General features: G+C 72.2%; 16 protein-coding genes. 10 read left to right on the forward strand and 6 right to left on the reverse strand.

The window, feature by feature from the left end:
* Positions 1-68: 68 nt before the first annotated feature.
* From ABD143_RS33180 to ABD143_RS33190, 3 genes are read right to left on the reverse strand one after another with little or no spacing between them, the layout of a single operon-like run.
* Positions 69-1,460 carry an MFS transporter gene (locus tag ABD143_RS33180; RefSeq protein WP_343986014.1) on the reverse strand — a complete coding sequence of 464 codons (1,392 nt, stop codon included), beginning with the start codon at positions 1,458-1,460 and terminating at the stop codon, positions 69-71.
* An 11-nt stretch (positions 1,461-1,471) separates the two neighbouring features.
* The gene (locus ABD143_RS33185) at positions 1,472-1,918 is read right to left on the reverse strand and encodes a RidA family protein (RefSeq protein ID WP_343986017.1); all 447 of its coding nucleotides are present in this window, start codon (positions 1,916-1,918) and stop codon (positions 1,472-1,474) included.
* Positions 1,911-3,539: a gamma-glutamyltransferase family protein gene (locus ABD143_RS33190; RefSeq protein WP_343986020.1), complete on the reverse strand. Its 1,629-nt coding sequence runs from the start codon at positions 3,537-3,539 to the stop codon at positions 1,911-1,913. The genes ABD143_RS33185 and ABD143_RS33190 overlap by 8 nt, the downstream gene beginning before the upstream one ends.
* A gap of 211 nt (positions 3,540-3,750) precedes the next feature.
* Between ABD143_RS33190 and ABD143_RS33195 the strand changes: the two genes are divergently transcribed.
* The 5 genes from ABD143_RS33195 to ABD143_RS33215 all read left to right on the forward strand — a co-directional run bounded on the left by ABD143_RS33195 (position 3,751) and on the right by ABD143_RS33215 (position 8,410).
* Positions 3,751-5,436 carry a hypothetical protein gene (locus tag ABD143_RS33195; RefSeq protein WP_343986023.1) on the forward strand — a complete coding sequence of 562 codons (1,686 nt, stop codon included), beginning with the start codon at positions 3,751-3,753 and terminating at the stop codon, positions 5,434-5,436.
* Positions 5,437-5,591: 155 nt separating this feature from the next.
* Positions 5,592-6,341 (forward strand): iron-containing redox enzyme family protein, encoded by a 750-nt coding sequence (locus tag ABD143_RS33200; protein ID WP_343986026.1) that lies wholly within the window; start codon positions 5,592-5,594, stop codon positions 6,339-6,341.
* Between the two features lie 41 nt (positions 6,342-6,382).
* Entirely contained in the window at positions 6,383-6,721 is a 339-nt protein-coding gene (locus ABD143_RS33205; RefSeq protein WP_343986029.1) for a Rieske (2Fe-2S) protein, read from the forward strand.
* A gap of 21 nt (positions 6,722-6,742) precedes the next feature.
* Positions 6,743-7,990: an NAD(P)/FAD-dependent oxidoreductase gene (locus ABD143_RS33210; RefSeq protein WP_343986032.1), complete on the forward strand. Its 1,248-nt coding sequence runs from the start codon at positions 6,743-6,745 to the stop codon at positions 7,988-7,990.
* Between the two features lie 12 nt (positions 7,991-8,002).
* A complete protein-coding gene (locus tag ABD143_RS33215) occupies positions 8,003-8,410 on the forward strand; it encodes a Rieske (2Fe-2S) protein (protein WP_343986035.1) in 408 nt (135 codons plus the stop codon).
* Positions 8,411-8,525: 115 nt separating this feature from the next.
* On the opposite strand, the gene ABD143_RS33220 is transcribed toward ABD143_RS33215, so the two are convergent.
* Positions 8,526-9,041, reverse strand: a complete 516-nt coding sequence (locus tag ABD143_RS33220; RefSeq protein ID WP_343986038.1) for a winged helix-turn-helix transcriptional regulator — start codon at positions 9,039-9,041, stop codon at positions 8,526-8,528.
* A 72-nt stretch (positions 9,042-9,113) separates the two neighbouring features.
* On the opposite strand from ABD143_RS33220, the gene ABD143_RS33225 reads away from it, so the two are divergent.
* From ABD143_RS33225 to ABD143_RS33235, 3 genes are all read left to right on the forward strand, one after another.
* On the forward strand, positions 9,114-9,890 hold the full coding sequence (locus tag ABD143_RS33225; RefSeq protein WP_343986040.1) for an SDR family oxidoreductase: 777 nt from the start codon (positions 9,114-9,116) through the stop codon (positions 9,888-9,890).
* 37 nt (positions 9,891-9,927) lie between these two features.
* A complete protein-coding gene (locus tag ABD143_RS33230; RefSeq protein WP_343986043.1) occupies positions 9,928-10,257 on the forward strand; it encodes a nuclear transport factor 2 family protein in 330 nt (109 codons plus the stop codon).
* Positions 10,258-10,367: 110 nt separating this feature from the next.
* Positions 10,368-11,813, forward strand: a complete 1,446-nt coding sequence (locus ABD143_RS33235) for an HNH endonuclease signature motif containing protein (RefSeq protein WP_343986045.1) — start codon at positions 10,368-10,370, stop codon at positions 11,811-11,813.
* Positions 11,814-12,074: 261 nt separating this feature from the next.
* Here ABD143_RS33235 and ABD143_RS33240 read toward each other — a convergent pair whose 3' ends face one another.
* Positions 12,075-12,338 (reverse strand): hypothetical protein, encoded by a 264-nt coding sequence (locus ABD143_RS33240; protein ID WP_343986048.1) that lies wholly within the window; start codon positions 12,336-12,338, stop codon positions 12,075-12,077.
* Positions 12,339-12,531: 193 nt separating this feature from the next.
* On the opposite strand from ABD143_RS33240, the gene fabG reads away from it, so the two are divergent.
* Together fabG and ABD143_RS33250 are read left to right on the forward strand one after the other, a co-directional pair.
* A complete protein-coding gene (gene fabG / locus ABD143_RS33245; RefSeq protein ID WP_343986051.1) occupies positions 12,532-13,293 on the forward strand; it encodes a 3-oxoacyl-ACP reductase FabG in 762 nt (253 codons plus the stop codon).
* Positions 13,290-14,147: a crotonase/enoyl-CoA hydratase family protein gene (locus tag ABD143_RS33250; RefSeq protein WP_343986054.1), complete on the forward strand. Its 858-nt coding sequence runs from the start codon at positions 13,290-13,292 to the stop codon at positions 14,145-14,147. The genes fabG and ABD143_RS33250 overlap by 4 nt, the downstream gene beginning before the upstream one ends.
* Before the next feature lie 7 nt (positions 14,148-14,154).
* Here ABD143_RS33250 and ABD143_RS33255 read toward each other — a convergent pair whose 3' ends face one another.
* Complete coding sequence (locus ABD143_RS33255) at positions 14,155-14,775, reverse strand: LysE family transporter (protein WP_343986057.1); 621 nt, start codon at positions 14,773-14,775, stop codon at positions 14,155-14,157.
* Positions 14,776-14,942 lie beyond the last annotated feature (167 nt).

The raw sequence follows: 14,942 nt of genomic DNA on the forward strand, positions 1-14,942 counted from the left end.
AGCAGAGCCACTCTCCCGCCTCGTTGCGGGAGAGTGGCTCTGCTGTGTCGGGGAGCGGACACCTGGTGCTACGCGGGCTCGCGTTCGGGTGCAGGGTTGCGGCCGAGGAACGTGACGAGCAGTGCGAACAGCGCCGCCGCCCCGCAGATCGCCGCGACCGTGGCGTACGGGCTCGTGCCCGTGTGTGCCGTGGTGCCCGCGTCCCCGAGCACCACGGCGACCACGGCCCCGCCCAGGGCGGCGCCGACGAACCGCATCATGTTGAACAGCCCAAGCCCTGCTCCCACGGCTGTGCGGGCGGCGCCGGCAGTGGCGGGGGTCTGCGTGAACGCGATCCCGACGCCGATGGCGGCGACCGCCGCGACCAGCAGAACGCCGACCGGGTGTCCGCCCGCGAGCAGCACCGCGAGTGCCAGCTCGGCGAGGCCGAGGGCCAGCAGGCCGAGGCGCAGAGCCCGTCGCGGGCTCCACCGTTCCGTCGCGAGTCCGGCGAGCGGCGCGAGCAGCGTCATGGCCAAGGGCAGCGCCACCACGACGAGCCCGGCGACCGCGGCCGTCTCGCCTGCCCGGACCGCGAGGTAGAGCGGCACCGCGACCAGCGTGGCGGTGAGGCAGAACATCTGGCACAGCGCCGCCACCGACGACCTCATGAACCGGGGCTGGACCAGCAGGGCGGGCGGGATGAACGGGTCGGCCTGCCGCCGCTCCACCAGGACGAAGGCGAGCAGTACGAGCAGCCCGAGCGCCGCGCTGCCCCACACCACGGGAGAGCCCGCGCCGAGCGGTGGCACCGCCGCCGCCGCGACGAGCAGCAACCCGACCCCGACGGTCAGCGTCAGGACCCCGCGCCACTCGAGCCGGACGGGCAGCGCGTGGCTGCGCGGAACCCACCGCAGCCCGCCGGCGAACCCGAACAGTGCGAACGGGATGATCGCGACGAACACCGCGCGCCAGCCGAGCGTGTCGGCGAGCAGCCCGCCGATGGTCGGTCCGGCGGCCTGCCCCGCCCCGTTCGCCGCCGCCCACCACGACACCGCCCGGCCCCGCCGGGCCGTCCCCGCTGCGCTCGTGAGCAGCGCGAGAACACTCGGGAGGACGAGTGCGCCCCCGATGCCCTGCACGGCCCGGAACGTGACGAGGACGGCGAGGTTCGGGGCGAGCGCCGCGCCCGCCGCGCCGAGCGTGACGACCGCCATCGACACCAGGAACAGTCGGCGCCTGCCGAACCGGTCGCCCAGCCACCCCCCGAGTGGCAGCATCAGCGCGCACAGCATGTTGAACGCGATGACGACGAGCGCGCCGCTGCTCAGGGGCGCGCCGAGGTCCGTGACGATCGTCGCGAGCGGGACGTTGACAAGCGTGTTCGCGATCGTGCTCGCGAACGTCCCGACGACGAGCGGGGTCGCGACGAGCCCGAGTGGAACGCCGGTTCCCGCGTCGTCGCGGGTCTGTGTCGGCACGGCCCTTGACATCAGCGGACGGCCGCCGTGAGCTCGACCTCGACCGGTGCCCCGTCCGGCAGGCGGCGCACGCCGATCGCCGACCTGGCCGGGAGCCCGGCGGCGCCGACGTGCCGGGCCAGCACGGCGGAGGCGCCGTCGGCGACGGCGGACAGCGCGCGGAAATCGTCGGAGCAGGCGACGTACACGGTCATCCGGAGGCACCGGTGCACGCGGTCGAGCCCACCCGCGGCCGCGGCGATGGCCGACAACGCGTTGCCCGCGGCGAGCCCGGCGGCCGTGGCCGCCTCGTCGAGCGACAGGTCGGCGCCGACGGTGCCGCGCATGACCAGCCTGCCGTCGCGGCGGGGGGTCATCCCGGCGCTGTAGGCGATCCCGTCGACCAGCACCGCCGGAACGTAGTTGCCCTGCGGTAGGGGCGGTGGTGGCAGCGCTTCGGGTCGGCCGGCGTCAGGCACCGAGGGCCACCCCCTCCTGGCGCGAGTCCGATCCGCCGACCAGGCAGCCCCTGCGGTGGTCGAGGGAGATGACCTGCGCGCTGCCGCCCGCGCTCCACGGCCCACCGACCACCACGGGGTGCCCGAGGGCACGCAGCGCGTCGAGGGTGGCGTCGCCGAGCCGGTCCTCGCAGCGCAGCTCCCCTGGAGCGCCGAGGTCGCCCGCGTCGCTTCCGGGGAACACGGTGAACCGGGGGGCGTCGACGGCCTGCTGGGCGTCGGCTCCGTGGTCGAGCAGATGGGAGACGAGTTGGGTGTTCCACTGGACCTGTCCGTCGCCGCCCGGCGTGCCGCCGACGTGTAGCAGCCTGCCGTCGTCGTCGGTGACGAGCCACGCGTTGAGCGTGTGCAGTGGTAGGCGCCGGGGGCGCACTTCGTTCGGGTGCCCGGGCAGCAGGTAGGCGCCCCGGCCGAGCCGGTTGTTGAGCAGCACGCCGGTTCCGGGCACCGAGACGCACGCGCCGAACGTGAACGCCAGGGAGTGGATCAGGCTGACCGCCCGGCCCTCGGCGTCGACGGCCACCATGGACGTGGTGTCGCCGAGCGGGTCGCCGGACACCGGCGCGGGTAGCTCGTTGTCCCGGATGCGGCGGCGGGCCTCGGCGATCCGGTCCGGGTGAGAGCCGGCCCGCCACGCGTCGGTGTCGCTGCCCGCCGTCGCGACGCGGTCGGCGAACGCGATCCGCGCGGCGCCTGCGAGCCAGTGCACGGCCCCGCCGCCGAGCGGGTCGAGGCCTGCCAGCTCGCCGTCGCACACGGCGAGCTGGTCGAGGACCATCCAGCCCGGCGTCGGGGGAGGGGTCTGGTGCACCCATCGCCCCCGGTACCGCCCGCGCAGCGCAGGCTCGGTGCGCGCGCTGCCGGCGGCGGCCCACTCCGCTCCGGAGAAGGGGGCGCCGAGCCTGCGCAGCTCCTGCACGGCCCGCTCGGCGAGAGCGCCGGTGTACAGGTCGGCGGGGTCCGCGGCGAGGCGCGTGATCGTGTCCGCGAGCCGGGGCTTCGGGAGCCGCTCGCCGACATCCGGCGGTGTGCCGTCCCTCAGCAGGTCGGTTGCGGCATCCGGGTCGGCCCGCAACTGCTCGACGTGCGAGACGATGTCGTCCCTGGTCCGTGCGCTGCAGGGCAGGCCGGCGCGGGCGGCGCGGACCGCGGGGGCCCACAGTTCGCCGAGGCTCCTGGTGGCACCGGCGGCGTGCAGGGCGCTCAGCGCGGCGACAGCGCCCGGGGCGGCGACCGACAGCGGCCCGTACCGGGGGAGCTGGGGGAGCCCTGCGGCCGCGTAGAACTCCGGGGTGCCGCCGTCGGGGCCGAACCCGCTGCCGGAGATCGACACCACCGTGCCGTCCGGCTCCCGAACCAGCGCGAACGCGTCGGCACCGATGCCGCACTGCCCGGGCAGCGCGAGCCACGACATCGCGGCCATCGCCAGTGCGGCGTCGATGGCGTTGCCGCCGGTCGCGAGCACGTCGATCCCGGCGCGGCTGACAGCGGGATGGCTCGATGACACCATCGCCTCAGCGGCCAGGGCGGGCGGGCGCAGGCTTGTCGGGAACCGTTGCGGCAGATCGACAGGAGCGCTCACACTTGCACGATGCTGCGGGCGGCTCCATGAGGACAGGGGCACATCGCCCAACTTGAGTCCTGCGACCTGTGCACTGTGCCTTTACAGCAACGTGCACAATCAGAAACGCAGGTGATGTGCACTGTTCTTCTAGCTGCCTTTCGCGTGGTCATGGACTGTGTCGCCCGACACGTCGGACGCCGCGAAGATCGTGGCTGGAAGGGAGGCCGCGGTGGCACTCACTGCCGCGCACTGGGTCTATCTGGCGGGTGTCCTCCTCATCATCGGGATCACCGTCGCCCGCAAGAACGTGGTCATACCCGCGATTCTTGCCACGCTCCTCACGGCCTGGGTGATGACCGGGAGCGCCATCACCGGGATCCAGGCGATCTTCAACGCCAGCCTGACGGCGGCGTCGGAGCTGTTCACGATCTTCTTGATCATCGCACTGGTGACGGCGCTGCTCGGCGTGCTCCGCGCGATGAAGGCCGACCAGCGGATGGTCACGCCGTTCCAGCGCGTGATGCGCGGCGGCTGGTCCGCCTATGCAGTGCTCGCGGTGGTGACCTACCTGATCAGCCTGTTCTTCTGGCCGACCCCGGCCGTGCCGCTGATCGGCGCGATCCTGGTGCCTGCGGCGATCCGGGCCGGTCTGCCCGCGATCGGCGCCGCGATGGTGATCGCGATCGCGGGCCAGGGGATGGCCCTGTCCAGCGACTACGTCATGCAGGTCGCGCCCGGGCTCTCGGCCACCGCCGCCGGGACGTCGACCTCCGCCGTCGCCGACACAGCCCTCGTCCTCTCCCTGATCACCGGTGGCGTCGCTCTGGTGATCACCGGTGTGATGCTGCGGCGGCTCATGCGCGCGCCGGGCGACACGAATCTCGAGGAGTGGGAGAACACGGTCACCGCGGCCGCGCAGCCCGTGGAGCGCACCAGCCGCATCGCGGGTGTCATCGCGGCGCGCCTCGGGTTCGCGAAGGCGCGGGCCGGCACGGATGTCGACGCGATCGCCGAGCCGCTCACGGTCGTCGAGGACCGGGTGCCGGTCGCCGCGGGTGTCGCGACCGGTGGCGGAGGCGGCGGCGAGCCCCCGGCGGAGCCGCTTCGGCCCGCCGGTGGCGGTGGTGGCGGTGGTGGCACGGCCGGCGGAGACGCTCCCACGAGCGTCCCGGCAGGCGACGCCGAGGAGGACGACCCGCGCACCGTGCGGCTGTCGAAGATCTTCGCCGTCGGGGTGCCTGTCGTCTTCGCGGTGATGGTCGGCTACATGGCGCTGGGCAAGTTCACGTCGCTGGTGCCGGAGATCCAGGGCGGGAGCGCTGCCGCGCTGGTCGGCGGTGTCGCCGCCGTGCTGGTGATCGTGGCCGTCTTCGCGCTCGACGGCCCGACGGCCGCGCTCACGACCTGCGGCGAGCACCTCGTCGACGGGCTCGTGTTCGCGTTCAGGGCGATGGGCGTGGTGCTTCCGATCGCCGGGTTCTTCTTCCTCGGCAACGCCGACTTCGCACCGAAGATCCTCGGTCTCGAGGACGGCCAGACCACCCCGGGCCTCCTCGTCGACCTCGTGACGGCCGGCGAGCAGTTCATCCCCGGCAACCCGCTGGTCATGTGCTTCGGTGTGCTGCTGGTCGGCATGGCCACGGGCCTGGAGGGCTCGGGCTTCTCGGGACTCCCGCTCACCGGCTCCCTCTCCGGCGCCATCGGCCCGACCGTCGGCATGGACCCGGCGACGCTCGCTGCCGTCGGGCAGATGGGCTCGGTGTGGGCGGGTGGCGGCGTGCTTGTCGCGTGGTCGTCCGTGCTGGTCGTCGCCGGGGTCACCCGGGTGCCCGTCATCGAGTTGGCGCGCAAGTGCTTCGTGCCCGTCGTCGCGGGGCTCGTGATCTCCACGCTCTTCGCCGCGTTGCTGCTCTGACCTGCGGATCCCCTGTTGCAGCACCCTACGCCGACCTGGTGCAGGGTGCTGCAACATTTCGGGACTTGTTGTGCATCATGACCGGATTCCGGGGGTCGATCCGTCCCTACCGTTGATGTCATCAGCCCGGTTCCCACACCTCCTGGAGAGGCCTGATGACTCTCACCGCCGACAGCTCCGCCACCACGGACGGGGCGCCGCTGCTGTCCCGCGACGACTTCCGCGCCGCGCTCGAGAACGCGATCAAGGGCCGGGAGGCGAAGAACGCCTCGTTCAGCCAGGCTTGGGCGGACGGGCTCCTGACCCGCGAGCACTTCGCCCGCTGGGCCGAGAACCACTACCACTACGTCGGCCCTTTCGCGGACTACCTCGGCTACATCTACGGCAACACCCCAGACCGCTTCACCGACGCCAAGGACTTCACCCTCCAGAACATGTACGAGGAGGAGCTGGCCGACATCCGCCACACCGACCTGCTCATCCGGTTCGGCGAGGCGTGCGGCACCACCAAGGAGCGCATCGAGGACCCGAACAACATGAACGCGGTGACCAGGGGCTTGCAGTCCTGGTGCTACGCCGTGGCGATGCGCGAGCACTTCGTCGTGGCGACTGCCGCCCTCGTCGTCGGGCTGGAGTCGCAGGTGCCGGGCATCTACAAGAAGCAGATCGTCCCGCTGCGCGAGGCCTACGGCTTCACCGAGGACGAGATCGAGTTCTTCGACCTCCACATCACGTCCGACGAGGTCCACGGCGAGCGCGGCTACCAGATCGTGCTCGACCACGCCGACACCCCGGAGCTGCAGCAGCGCTGCCTCGACTTCGTGCGGTGGGGCGCGGAGATGCGCTTCTCCTACACGCGGGCGCTCTACGACACCTACGTCGCGCCCACCGTGGCCGGCGCCTGAGCCGTGTCCCGGAGCCACCGCACCCGTCGAACGGAGGGGACATGACCCCGGAATCAGCGACCGTCGAATGGGTCGCGGTGGCTCCACTGGCGGAGCTGCAACGCCGGAAGAAGAAGCAGGTCGAGGTCGCGGGCCGCGCCATCGCGCTGTTCCTCGTCGGGGATCGGGTGTTCGCGTTCGACGACACCTGCGTCCACAAGGGGCGCTCGCTCTCCCGCGGCTCCCTCTGGAAGGGCAAGGTCGTCTGCCCCGGCCACCAGTGGACCTTCGACCCCGAGACGGGCCGGGCGGACGACCAGGACGACTGCCAGCCCGTGCACGACGTGCTCGTGGTGGACGGGGTGGTCCACGTCGACCCCCGCCCCCGCCAGATCAGCTAAACCCCCCTCGAGGAGCGAACGTTGTCCCCAACACCCGCCACCGTCGTCGCGGTAGGCGCAGGCCAGGCGACCGTGTCGGCGGTGCGGATGCTCCGCCGCCGCGGGTTCGGTGGCCGCCTCGTCGTGCTCGGCGAGGAGCGGCACGCCCCGTACCAGCGGCCACCGCTGTCGAAGGAGTACCTGCGCGGCGACGCCGACCTCGACGACGTCACCATCCTCGACGAGTCGTGGTGCGGCACGAACGACGTCGAGCTGCTGCTGGGGACGCGTGCCGAACGGATCTCCGCCGACGGGGCCGGCCACCGCGTGCACCTCGCCGGGGGCGCCGAGCTCGTTGCCGACTCGGTGCTCGTGGCCACCGGGGTGCGCTCCCGGCGGCTGCCGGGCGTCGAGGGCGACCGCATGGTGCACCTGCGCGACCTCGACGACGCCGACCGGCTCCGGACCCTCCTGCCCGGCGCCGAGCGGATCGCGGTGATCGGGGCCGGGCTGATCGGCTCCGAGGTCGCGGCCTCCGCACGGGACCTCGGTGTCGAGGTCACGTGCCTTGAGGCGGCGGACCTGCCACTGCTGCGGCAGCTCGGCCCGGAGATGGCGCAGGTCTACGCCGACCTGCACCGCGAGAACGGCGTCGACCTCCGGTTCGGCCGGCAGGTCGAGTCGGTGGACCAGACGGCGAGCGGGGTGGTCGTGCGCACCGCGAGCGGCGAGGTCGTCGAGGCCGACCTGCTCGTCGTCGCGGTCGGTGCGGTGCCGAACGACGAGTTCGCCCGCGCGTCAGGGCTGCCGATCGACCCGATGGCAGGCGGCGTGCTCGTCGACGCCGAGTGCCGCACCGCCGTCGCGGGGGTGTTCGCGGCGGGGGACATCGCGAGCCGGTTCGACACGGCCACCGGGCGGCACGTCCGCGTCGAGCACTCCGACAACGCCAGCAGGCAGGGCGCGGTGGTGGCGAGAGCGCTGCTGGGGCTCCCGCAGCCCGCCGAGGACCCGGCCTGGTTCTGGTCGGACCAGTACGAGCTCGGGCTGCAGTTCGTCGGGCACGCCGGACCCGACTCGACCGTGGTGGTGCGGGGCAGTGTTGACGACCGCGACTTCACCGCCTTCTACCTGCGTGAAGGCCGCGTGCATGCCGCGTTCGCGATGGACCGCGGCGGCGATGTCACCGCGGCCCGGGAGCTGATCTCCCGCGGCACGCCCGTGGCGGAGGCCGCGCTGGCCGACGAGGACACCGACCTGCTCGACCTGCTCGACACCGTCGACGCCTGACCGGGAGAACACGTGGAGTTCCACAACATCGCGCGCTCTGGACAGATCCCGGAGGGCGTGGTCCGCCGGATGTTCGTCGGGGAGGTGGAGATCGCGCTGTCGCGCAGCGACGGCACGGTCTATGCCACATCGAACTACTGCAGCCACCTCGACTGCCTGCTCTCCAGCGGCAAGGTCACGGACGAGGGACTGCTCTGCTCGTGCCACGGCAGCGTCTTCGACTACGAGAGCGGCGAGCCGCTCTGCCCGCCCGCGACGCGCCCGATCACGGTCTTCCCCGTGAAGGAGACCGACGGGCAGATCTGGGTCGGCGTCGACGAGGAGTTGGCGAAGGCGGCGATGCGGCGCAGGGCCTCCCGTAACCGGCGCACGCCACCGGTTGCACCGGCTGACCGGGGCAACGGGCCCGGCACCGCCTGACCCTCAGCGAAGCGGTGTGCTGCACAGTCCGCCCGGCGATGAGGCTGCGGACCTGAGCCTGTCACGAGGTTGCGCTCCCGAATTCTGGTCGGCGACTACCGACCAAGAGGTCGTTTCAGAATGATCCCGTCGTGGGGTCGACGCCGGGGACAGCATCGGAGTAGCGGTCGCGGAAGGGAGCGCTGGCGGCGGGGCCGGCGGTGAATACGAAGTCGTCGCCGTCAACCCGCCGTCCGGTCCTCCGGTCGACGAGGACGGGTTCCGCCTCTTCCCCGGTCATCGCGTCGACGAGGATCATGCTGCGCTCGGCCGGGTCGAGCCGGGCGTTTCCCCAGGCCGCGAGGGCGACGACCACGGGCCGCAGCGATCGGCCGAGCTCGGTGAGCACATACTCGTGTCGGACGGGGTTGGTCTGGTACGGCTTCTTCTCCAGCAGACCGTTCGCCACCAGGGACTTGAGCCTGCTCGTGAGCATGCTGGTGGAGATCTTCATGTTCTCCTGGAACTGGTCGAAGCGGCTGTAGCCGTCGAAGCAGTCGTGCAGGATCAGCAGCGTCCACCACTCGCCGACGTAGCCCAGGGCCGTCGACAGTGGGCATTCGCGGTCCTCGAGCCGAATCTTGCGCGCCACGCCTTGACTCCTCCTGCGTCGATGCTAATTTAGAAGTCACTCGCTTCGACTTCAGCAGTCAGGACACCGAGTATGACCGACGAGTGCCTGGACGGCAGGCGCGCCCTGGTCACGGGCGGGACGAAGGGTGCAGGCGCGGCTATCGCGGACCGGCTTCGCGCGGCGGGTGCCACGGTGACCGTGACCGCCCGGTCGATGCCCGACCACTACCCGGATCCCGAGCACTTCGTCGCCGCGGACACCTCGACCGTCGAAGGTGCCGAGGCCGTGGTGGACTCGGTGGTGCGCGACGGGGGCGTGGAGATCCTCGTGCACGTCGTCGGCGGTTCGCACGCGCCGTCGGGTGGCTTCGCGGCATTGTCGGACCTGGACTGGGCGGAGGAGCTGAACCTCAATCTGCTCGGCGCCGTACGGCTCGACCGGGGCTTGGTGCCGGGGATGATCGAGCGGGGCAGGGGTGCCGTGGTGCATGTGACCTCGATCCAGCGCACCATGCCGCTCCACGATGCCACCCTCGGCTACGCCGCGGCGAAGGCGGCCCTGGCCACCTACAGCAAGGGCCTGTCCAACGAGGTCGCCCCACGCGGCGTCCGGGTCAACACCGTCTCGCCGGGGTTCATCCGGACCAGCGCCGCCGACGCCCTGGTCGACCGGATCGCCGAGGGCAAGGGCATCGACACCGCCGCGGCCCTGAGGTCCCTGATGGATTCCCTGGGCGGCATCCCGCTGGGCCGCCCGACCGAGCCTGCGGAGGTCGCGGAACTGGTGGCCTTCCTGGTCTCGGACCGGGCCTCGGCCATCACCGGCGCCGAGCACGTCATCGACGGCGGCACCATCCCCACCGTCTGACCTGCCCGACCAGCCCGACACGAACAGGAGAACCGTCATGGCGGCCACCACTGCACCGCAGATCGTCCGGCGCTACTTCGAGCTCGCCCCGTCCCGGGACACCGAGGCCTACTTCGCGTTGTTCGCCAACGACGCGCTCGTCGAGGACGAAGGCAAGGAGTACGCCGGAATCGATGCCATCCGCGCCTGGCGCACCGAGGTTCCCCTTGTCGAGTACGCGATCACCGACATCGAGCCGGTCGGCGATGCGCTGGTCGTGACCTGCACGATCACCGGGGACTTCCCAGGAAGCCCCTTCGCCGGTCTGACGTTCCGTTTCGAGGAATTCGACGAGGACCACGTGAAGGTCCTGCGCATCCGACCCTGAGCCGTGTGGGGGCGGCCCGCGCAACAGGGCGCCGGGCGGGGCGACGGGTCGACGCCTTTGTCTGCCAATGACCTTGCCGGAGATCACTAGAGCCAGTTAGAATCGAACACATGTTCGAGACCGCTGCGCCTCCCCTCCGGGATGAGCTCGCGGATCTGGACCTGCTCACCTGGCCGGAGCCGCCGCCGGACCGGACCTGGGCCGACACCGCCCCGTCCGGGATCGCGGCGCTCGAACTGGACGTGGACACCGGCGACCCGGCGTGCCTGTCGGATGCGCAGTTGATCGATGCGATGGTCGGGTTCGAACGGCAGGCCGCGTGGGCGCAGGCCCGCCAGGCCCGGATCGTCGCGGAGTTCGCTCGGCGCCGCCCGCCGGACGCCAAGGACATGGCCGGCACCGACCGCACCTGCGCGGCCAGCCCGTACGCCCCGGACGAGGTGGGACTGGCGCTGCACCTGTCGCGGTGGTCGGCGACCGGCCGGATCGCACAGTCCCGGGAACTGGTCGAGCGGCTCCCGGAGACCCTGGCCCTGTGGCAGGCCGGGCGGTTGGACGAACGGCGGGTCGCCACGATCTGTGACGCCACCCGCAACCTCCCGGTAGACACCGCGCGGGCGGTGCAGGAGCGGGTGCTGCCCCGGGCCCCCGAACAAACCCTTGGCCAGCTGAAGGCCGCGCTGGCCCGGGCGGTGATCGCGGCCGACCCCGAAGGCGCCGCGCAGCGGCACACGGCCGCCCGCCGGGACCGCCGGGTCGCGGTCAACCCGGAACCGGACGGGATGGCCTCGTTGTGGGCGCTGCTCCCGGCCACCGACGCGGTCGCCGCGTTCGGGTGGCTGACCCGGCTGGCGCGGGGCTGCGGCGCGCAGGACCCGCGTTCCATGGACGCCCGCCGCGCCGACCTGCTCGCCGCGCTGCTGACCGGCCGGCTCACCCCCGCCACCGACCCCGGCGGCGCCGACACCGGGCCGCGGCCGGTGTCCCCCGGGAAACCCCTGGTGCAGGTGGTCATGCCGTTCACCACCCTGCTCGGCGCGGATCAGCAGCCGTGTGAGCTGGTCGGGCACGGCCCGATCACCGCCGAACACGCCCGGGAGATCGCCACCGACGCCACCCTGCACCGGCTGGTCTACGACCCCCGCTCCGGCACCCTGCTCGACTACGGGCGCGCCACCTACCGGCCCCCGGCCGGGCTGGCCGACCACGTCCGCGCCCGCGACGTCCGGTGCCGCCAACCCATCTGCCGCCGCCGCGCGACCGACAGCGAACTCGACCACCTGATCCCCTTCCCCGAGGGGCCGACGAGCGAGGCGAACCTGGCCGCCGGGTGCAGCCACGACCACCACCTGAAGCACAGCCCGGGCTGGCAGGTCCGCGCGCTCCCCGACGGCGTCATCGAGTGGATCACCCCGACCGGGCACCGATACCGCAGTCAGCCCTACGACTACCGGGCCGACCCCGAACCCACCTGGACAGCACGCCCGCCACCCAGCCCTGTGCGACCCGACCCGGCCCGCCTCCCCGAGCGGGACGACGATCCGCCGCCCTTCTGATCTCATGGCGGTCAGCTCTGCCGCTACGGGCCGGGGCAGCCGGTAGCGTGCGCCGGTTACGGGATGTCCTTCGGCGCATCGCCGCGTTCGCCAACTCCTCGTCCGCGCCGACCCAGATCTGTCCGTCGGCTTCCTTGTGCCCGGAAACCCCACGGCGTGCCGCCGAAGTCAGCGATCGACCTGATCACCAGCGAACCGGTCGACCTGCCAGACTCTGGGCAGACGCCGCGGCTCCCGTGCCGGTTGATGCCCAACGGCGGTTCAGCGACTCGTGGCGTCCGGGTCCACGTCGGGGTCGCCCCACAGCTCGTCCGGGCCCGGCGCGTACGGGCGGGCGTGCCGGGCGCAGTAGCCGAGGTGTTCGGGTCGCTGGTCGCAGGCTGGCTCCGAACAGCGAGTGAGCCACGCCCACCATTTCCGGAGTGCGGCGATCGGCTCGCCGCGGCGGCGTCCGCCGGGATCGAGCACCGGCCCGGAGCCGGCTCCCGGAGACTTCGAGATCGTCATCGGGACACGCCCCGCCACGCCCGCATGATCGCTCGACCCCCCGTGGAGCAATAGCTGTTGCCTCACGATAGTCGGCGGGTGTCGGCCCGGCGTTAGCCCGTCTCCGGCCCAGATTGGGCGGGTCGGTTCGAAACGGTCGGTGTGGACTGGAATCCTGACTCCCCGGGGCCGGCCGGGGCCGTTCGCCGGCCGCTGGAGGGAAGGACGAGCCATGACCACCACCACTGACCGCGTCGCCGTCGTGACGGGTGCGGGGCGCGGCATCGGCGCTGCCACGGCACACCGGCTGGCCGCCGACGGGCTGGCCGTCGGGGTGCTGGACCTGGACGAGCCCGCCGCGAAGAGCATCGCGGAGCAGATCACGGCCGCGGGTGGGCGGTCGCTCGCCGTGGCCGTCGACGTATCGGACGCGGGCCAGGTCGAGGCGGCCGTCGACCGCGTGGCGGCCGAGCTCGGGCCGCCGACGGTGCTGGTGAACAACGCCGGCGTCACGCGCGACAACCTGCTGTTCAAGCTCACCGAGGCCGACTGGGACACCGTGATGGGCGTGCATCTGCGCGGTGCGTTCCTCATGGCCCGTGCCGTACAGAAGCACATGGTCGAGGCGGGGTGGGGGCGCATCGTCAACCTGTCGAGCACCTCGGCGCTGGGCAACCGCGGGCAGGCCAACTACTCCACCGCGAAGGCCGGGCTGCAGGGCTTCACGAAGACACTCGCGATCGAGTTGGGCAAGTTCGGGGTCACGGCCAACGCGATCGCGCCCGGGTTCATCGCCACGGAGATGACGAGGGCAACCGCGGAGCGGCTCGGGATGTCGTTTGACGACTTCGTGGCGGCGTCCGCGCAGCAGATCCCCGTCGGGCGCGTCGGGCAGCCCGAGGACATCGCGAACCTGGTGTCGTTCCTCGTGAGCGAGGGAGCGGGCTTCGTCTCCGGCCAGGTCGTGTACGCCGCCGGCGGACCGAAGGCATGACCTACGAGCAGATCACCTACGCCGTCGCCGACGGCGTCCTCACGATCACGCTCGACCGCCCGGACCGGCTCAACGCGTTCACCCGGCAGATGGCGGACGAGTTGGTCGACGCGTTCGACCGGGCGGACGCCGACGACGACGTGCGGGCGGTTGTGGTCACCGGCGCCGGCCGCGGGTTCTGCGCCGGCGCCGACCTGGCAGGCGGTGGCGCCACGTTCGACTACGCCGACGGTCCTGCGCACCGCGACGAGGGCGGCCGGGTCGCCCTGCGCATCTTCGAGTCCGTCAAACCGGTGATCGCGGCGTTCAACGGGCCCGCCGTCGGCATCGGCGTCACGATGATGCTGCCTGCCGACGTCCGGCTGGCGTCGACGACTGCGAGGTTCGGGTTCGTGTTCGCCCGCCGCGGGATCGTGCTGGAGGCGGCATCGAGCTGGTTCCTGCCGCGGATCGTCGGGATCAGCCGCGCGATGGAGTGGGCGGCCACCGGGCGGGTGTTCGGCGCCGACGAGGCATTGGCCGCAGGGCTCGTCCGGTCCGTGCACGAGCCGGAGGAACTCCTGCCCGCCGCATACACGCTGGCCCGTGAGATCGCGGACAACACCTCGCCGGTGTCGGTGGCGCTGACCCGGCAGATGCTGTGGCGGATGCTCGGAGCCGACCATCCGATGGCCGCGCACCGGCTGGACTCACGCGCGATCCAGTCGCGGGGCGAGTCCGAGGACGCGCGGGAGGGTGTCACCGCGTTCCTGCAGAAGCGGCAGGCCCACTTCCCTGGCCGGGTCTCGGCGGACATGCCCGACTTCTACCCGTGGTGGCCCGACCGTCCCTTCAGCCCGCTCGACGGCGACTGACGACGGGTCACACGAGCATCACCGCCAGCATGACCATCACTGCGCTCGACACGAGTGCGGTTGCGAGCCGGCCGACCGGTCCGGTCAGGAACCGTCCGAGCAACGCACCGCCGAAGGCCAGCACGAGTTGCCAGCTGGCGGAGGCCACCAGCACGGCGGCCACGAACACGACCTGTTCGGCGACGGACCCGGCGGCGCCGGCTTGTGATCCGAGCACCAGCGCCGTGAAGTAGACGACGGTGGTGGGGTTGACGACGGTGATCGCCACGAGGCTCGTGTAGGCGCGGAGCACGCCGGGCGGCGCCGGTCGCTGCTGGGTGGGCGCCGGGCCGGCGCGGAAGCCGCGGACTGCGGTCACCGCCGCCCGCGCCGCCACCACGACGAGGACCGCAGCCGACAGCCACCTGAGCGGCACCGCGACCGGCTCGATCAGCTCGACGAGTGCGAGGCCGCCGAGCACCGCGACGAGGGCATAGAGGCCGTCGGCCGTCGCCACTCCCATTGCTGCCGCCGCGCCGACCCGCAGTGATGTCCGGGCGGTGAGAGCGACGAGGTAGGTGGCGACGGCGCCGACCGGCAATGCGATCCCGTACCCGGCCAGCAGGCCGGCGACGAGCGCCCCCGTCATCGGAGCACGCGGAGCGACCCTCCCCAGGACGAGAGCTGCTGCGTGACCGGCGCGGAGACGGCGTCGGTCCGGACGAGCAGCGTGGGGGTCGAGTACATGCCGGGAATCCTTCGATGCCCGCCCGTCGATGGCAACGGGTTTCGGCGGGGCCGGGAATGCCTGGATCG

Origin of the sequence: Pseudonocardia aurantiaca, assembly GCF_039526725.1 — a bacterium.
GTDB classification, from domain to species: Bacteria; Actinomycetota; Actinomycetes; order Mycobacteriales; family Pseudonocardiaceae; genus Pseudonocardia; species Pseudonocardia aurantiaca.

Coding starts and splice junctions, on each gene's coding strand:
- ABD143_RS33200 (WP_343986026.1), top strand. CDS start 5,592: ATGACTCTCACCGCCGACAGCTCCGCCACCACGGACGGGGCGCCGCTG.
- ABD143_RS33205 (WP_343986029.1), top strand. CDS start 6,383: ATGACCCCGGAATCAGCGACCGTCGAATGGGTCGCGGTGGCTCCACTG.
- ABD143_RS33225 (WP_343986040.1), top strand. CDS start 9,114: ATGACCGACGAGTGCCTGGACGGCAGGCGCGCCCTGGTCACGGGCGGG.
- ABD143_RS33230 (WP_343986043.1), top strand. CDS start 9,928: ATGGCGGCCACCACTGCACCGCAGATCGTCCGGCGCTACTTCGAGCTC.
- ABD143_RS33235 (WP_343986045.1), top strand. CDS start 10,368: ATGTTCGAGACCGCTGCGCCTCCCCTCCGGGATGAGCTCGCGGATCTG.
- fabG (WP_343986051.1), top strand. CDS start 12,532: ATGACCACCACCACTGACCGCGTCGCCGTCGTGACGGGTGCGGGGCGC.
- ABD143_RS33250 (WP_343986054.1), top strand. CDS start 13,290: ATGACCTACGAGCAGATCACCTACGCCGTCGCCGACGGCGTCCTCACG.
- ABD143_RS33255 (WP_343986057.1), bottom strand. CDS start 14,775: ATGACGGGGGCGCTCGTCGCCGGCCTGCTGGCCGGGTACGGGATCGCA.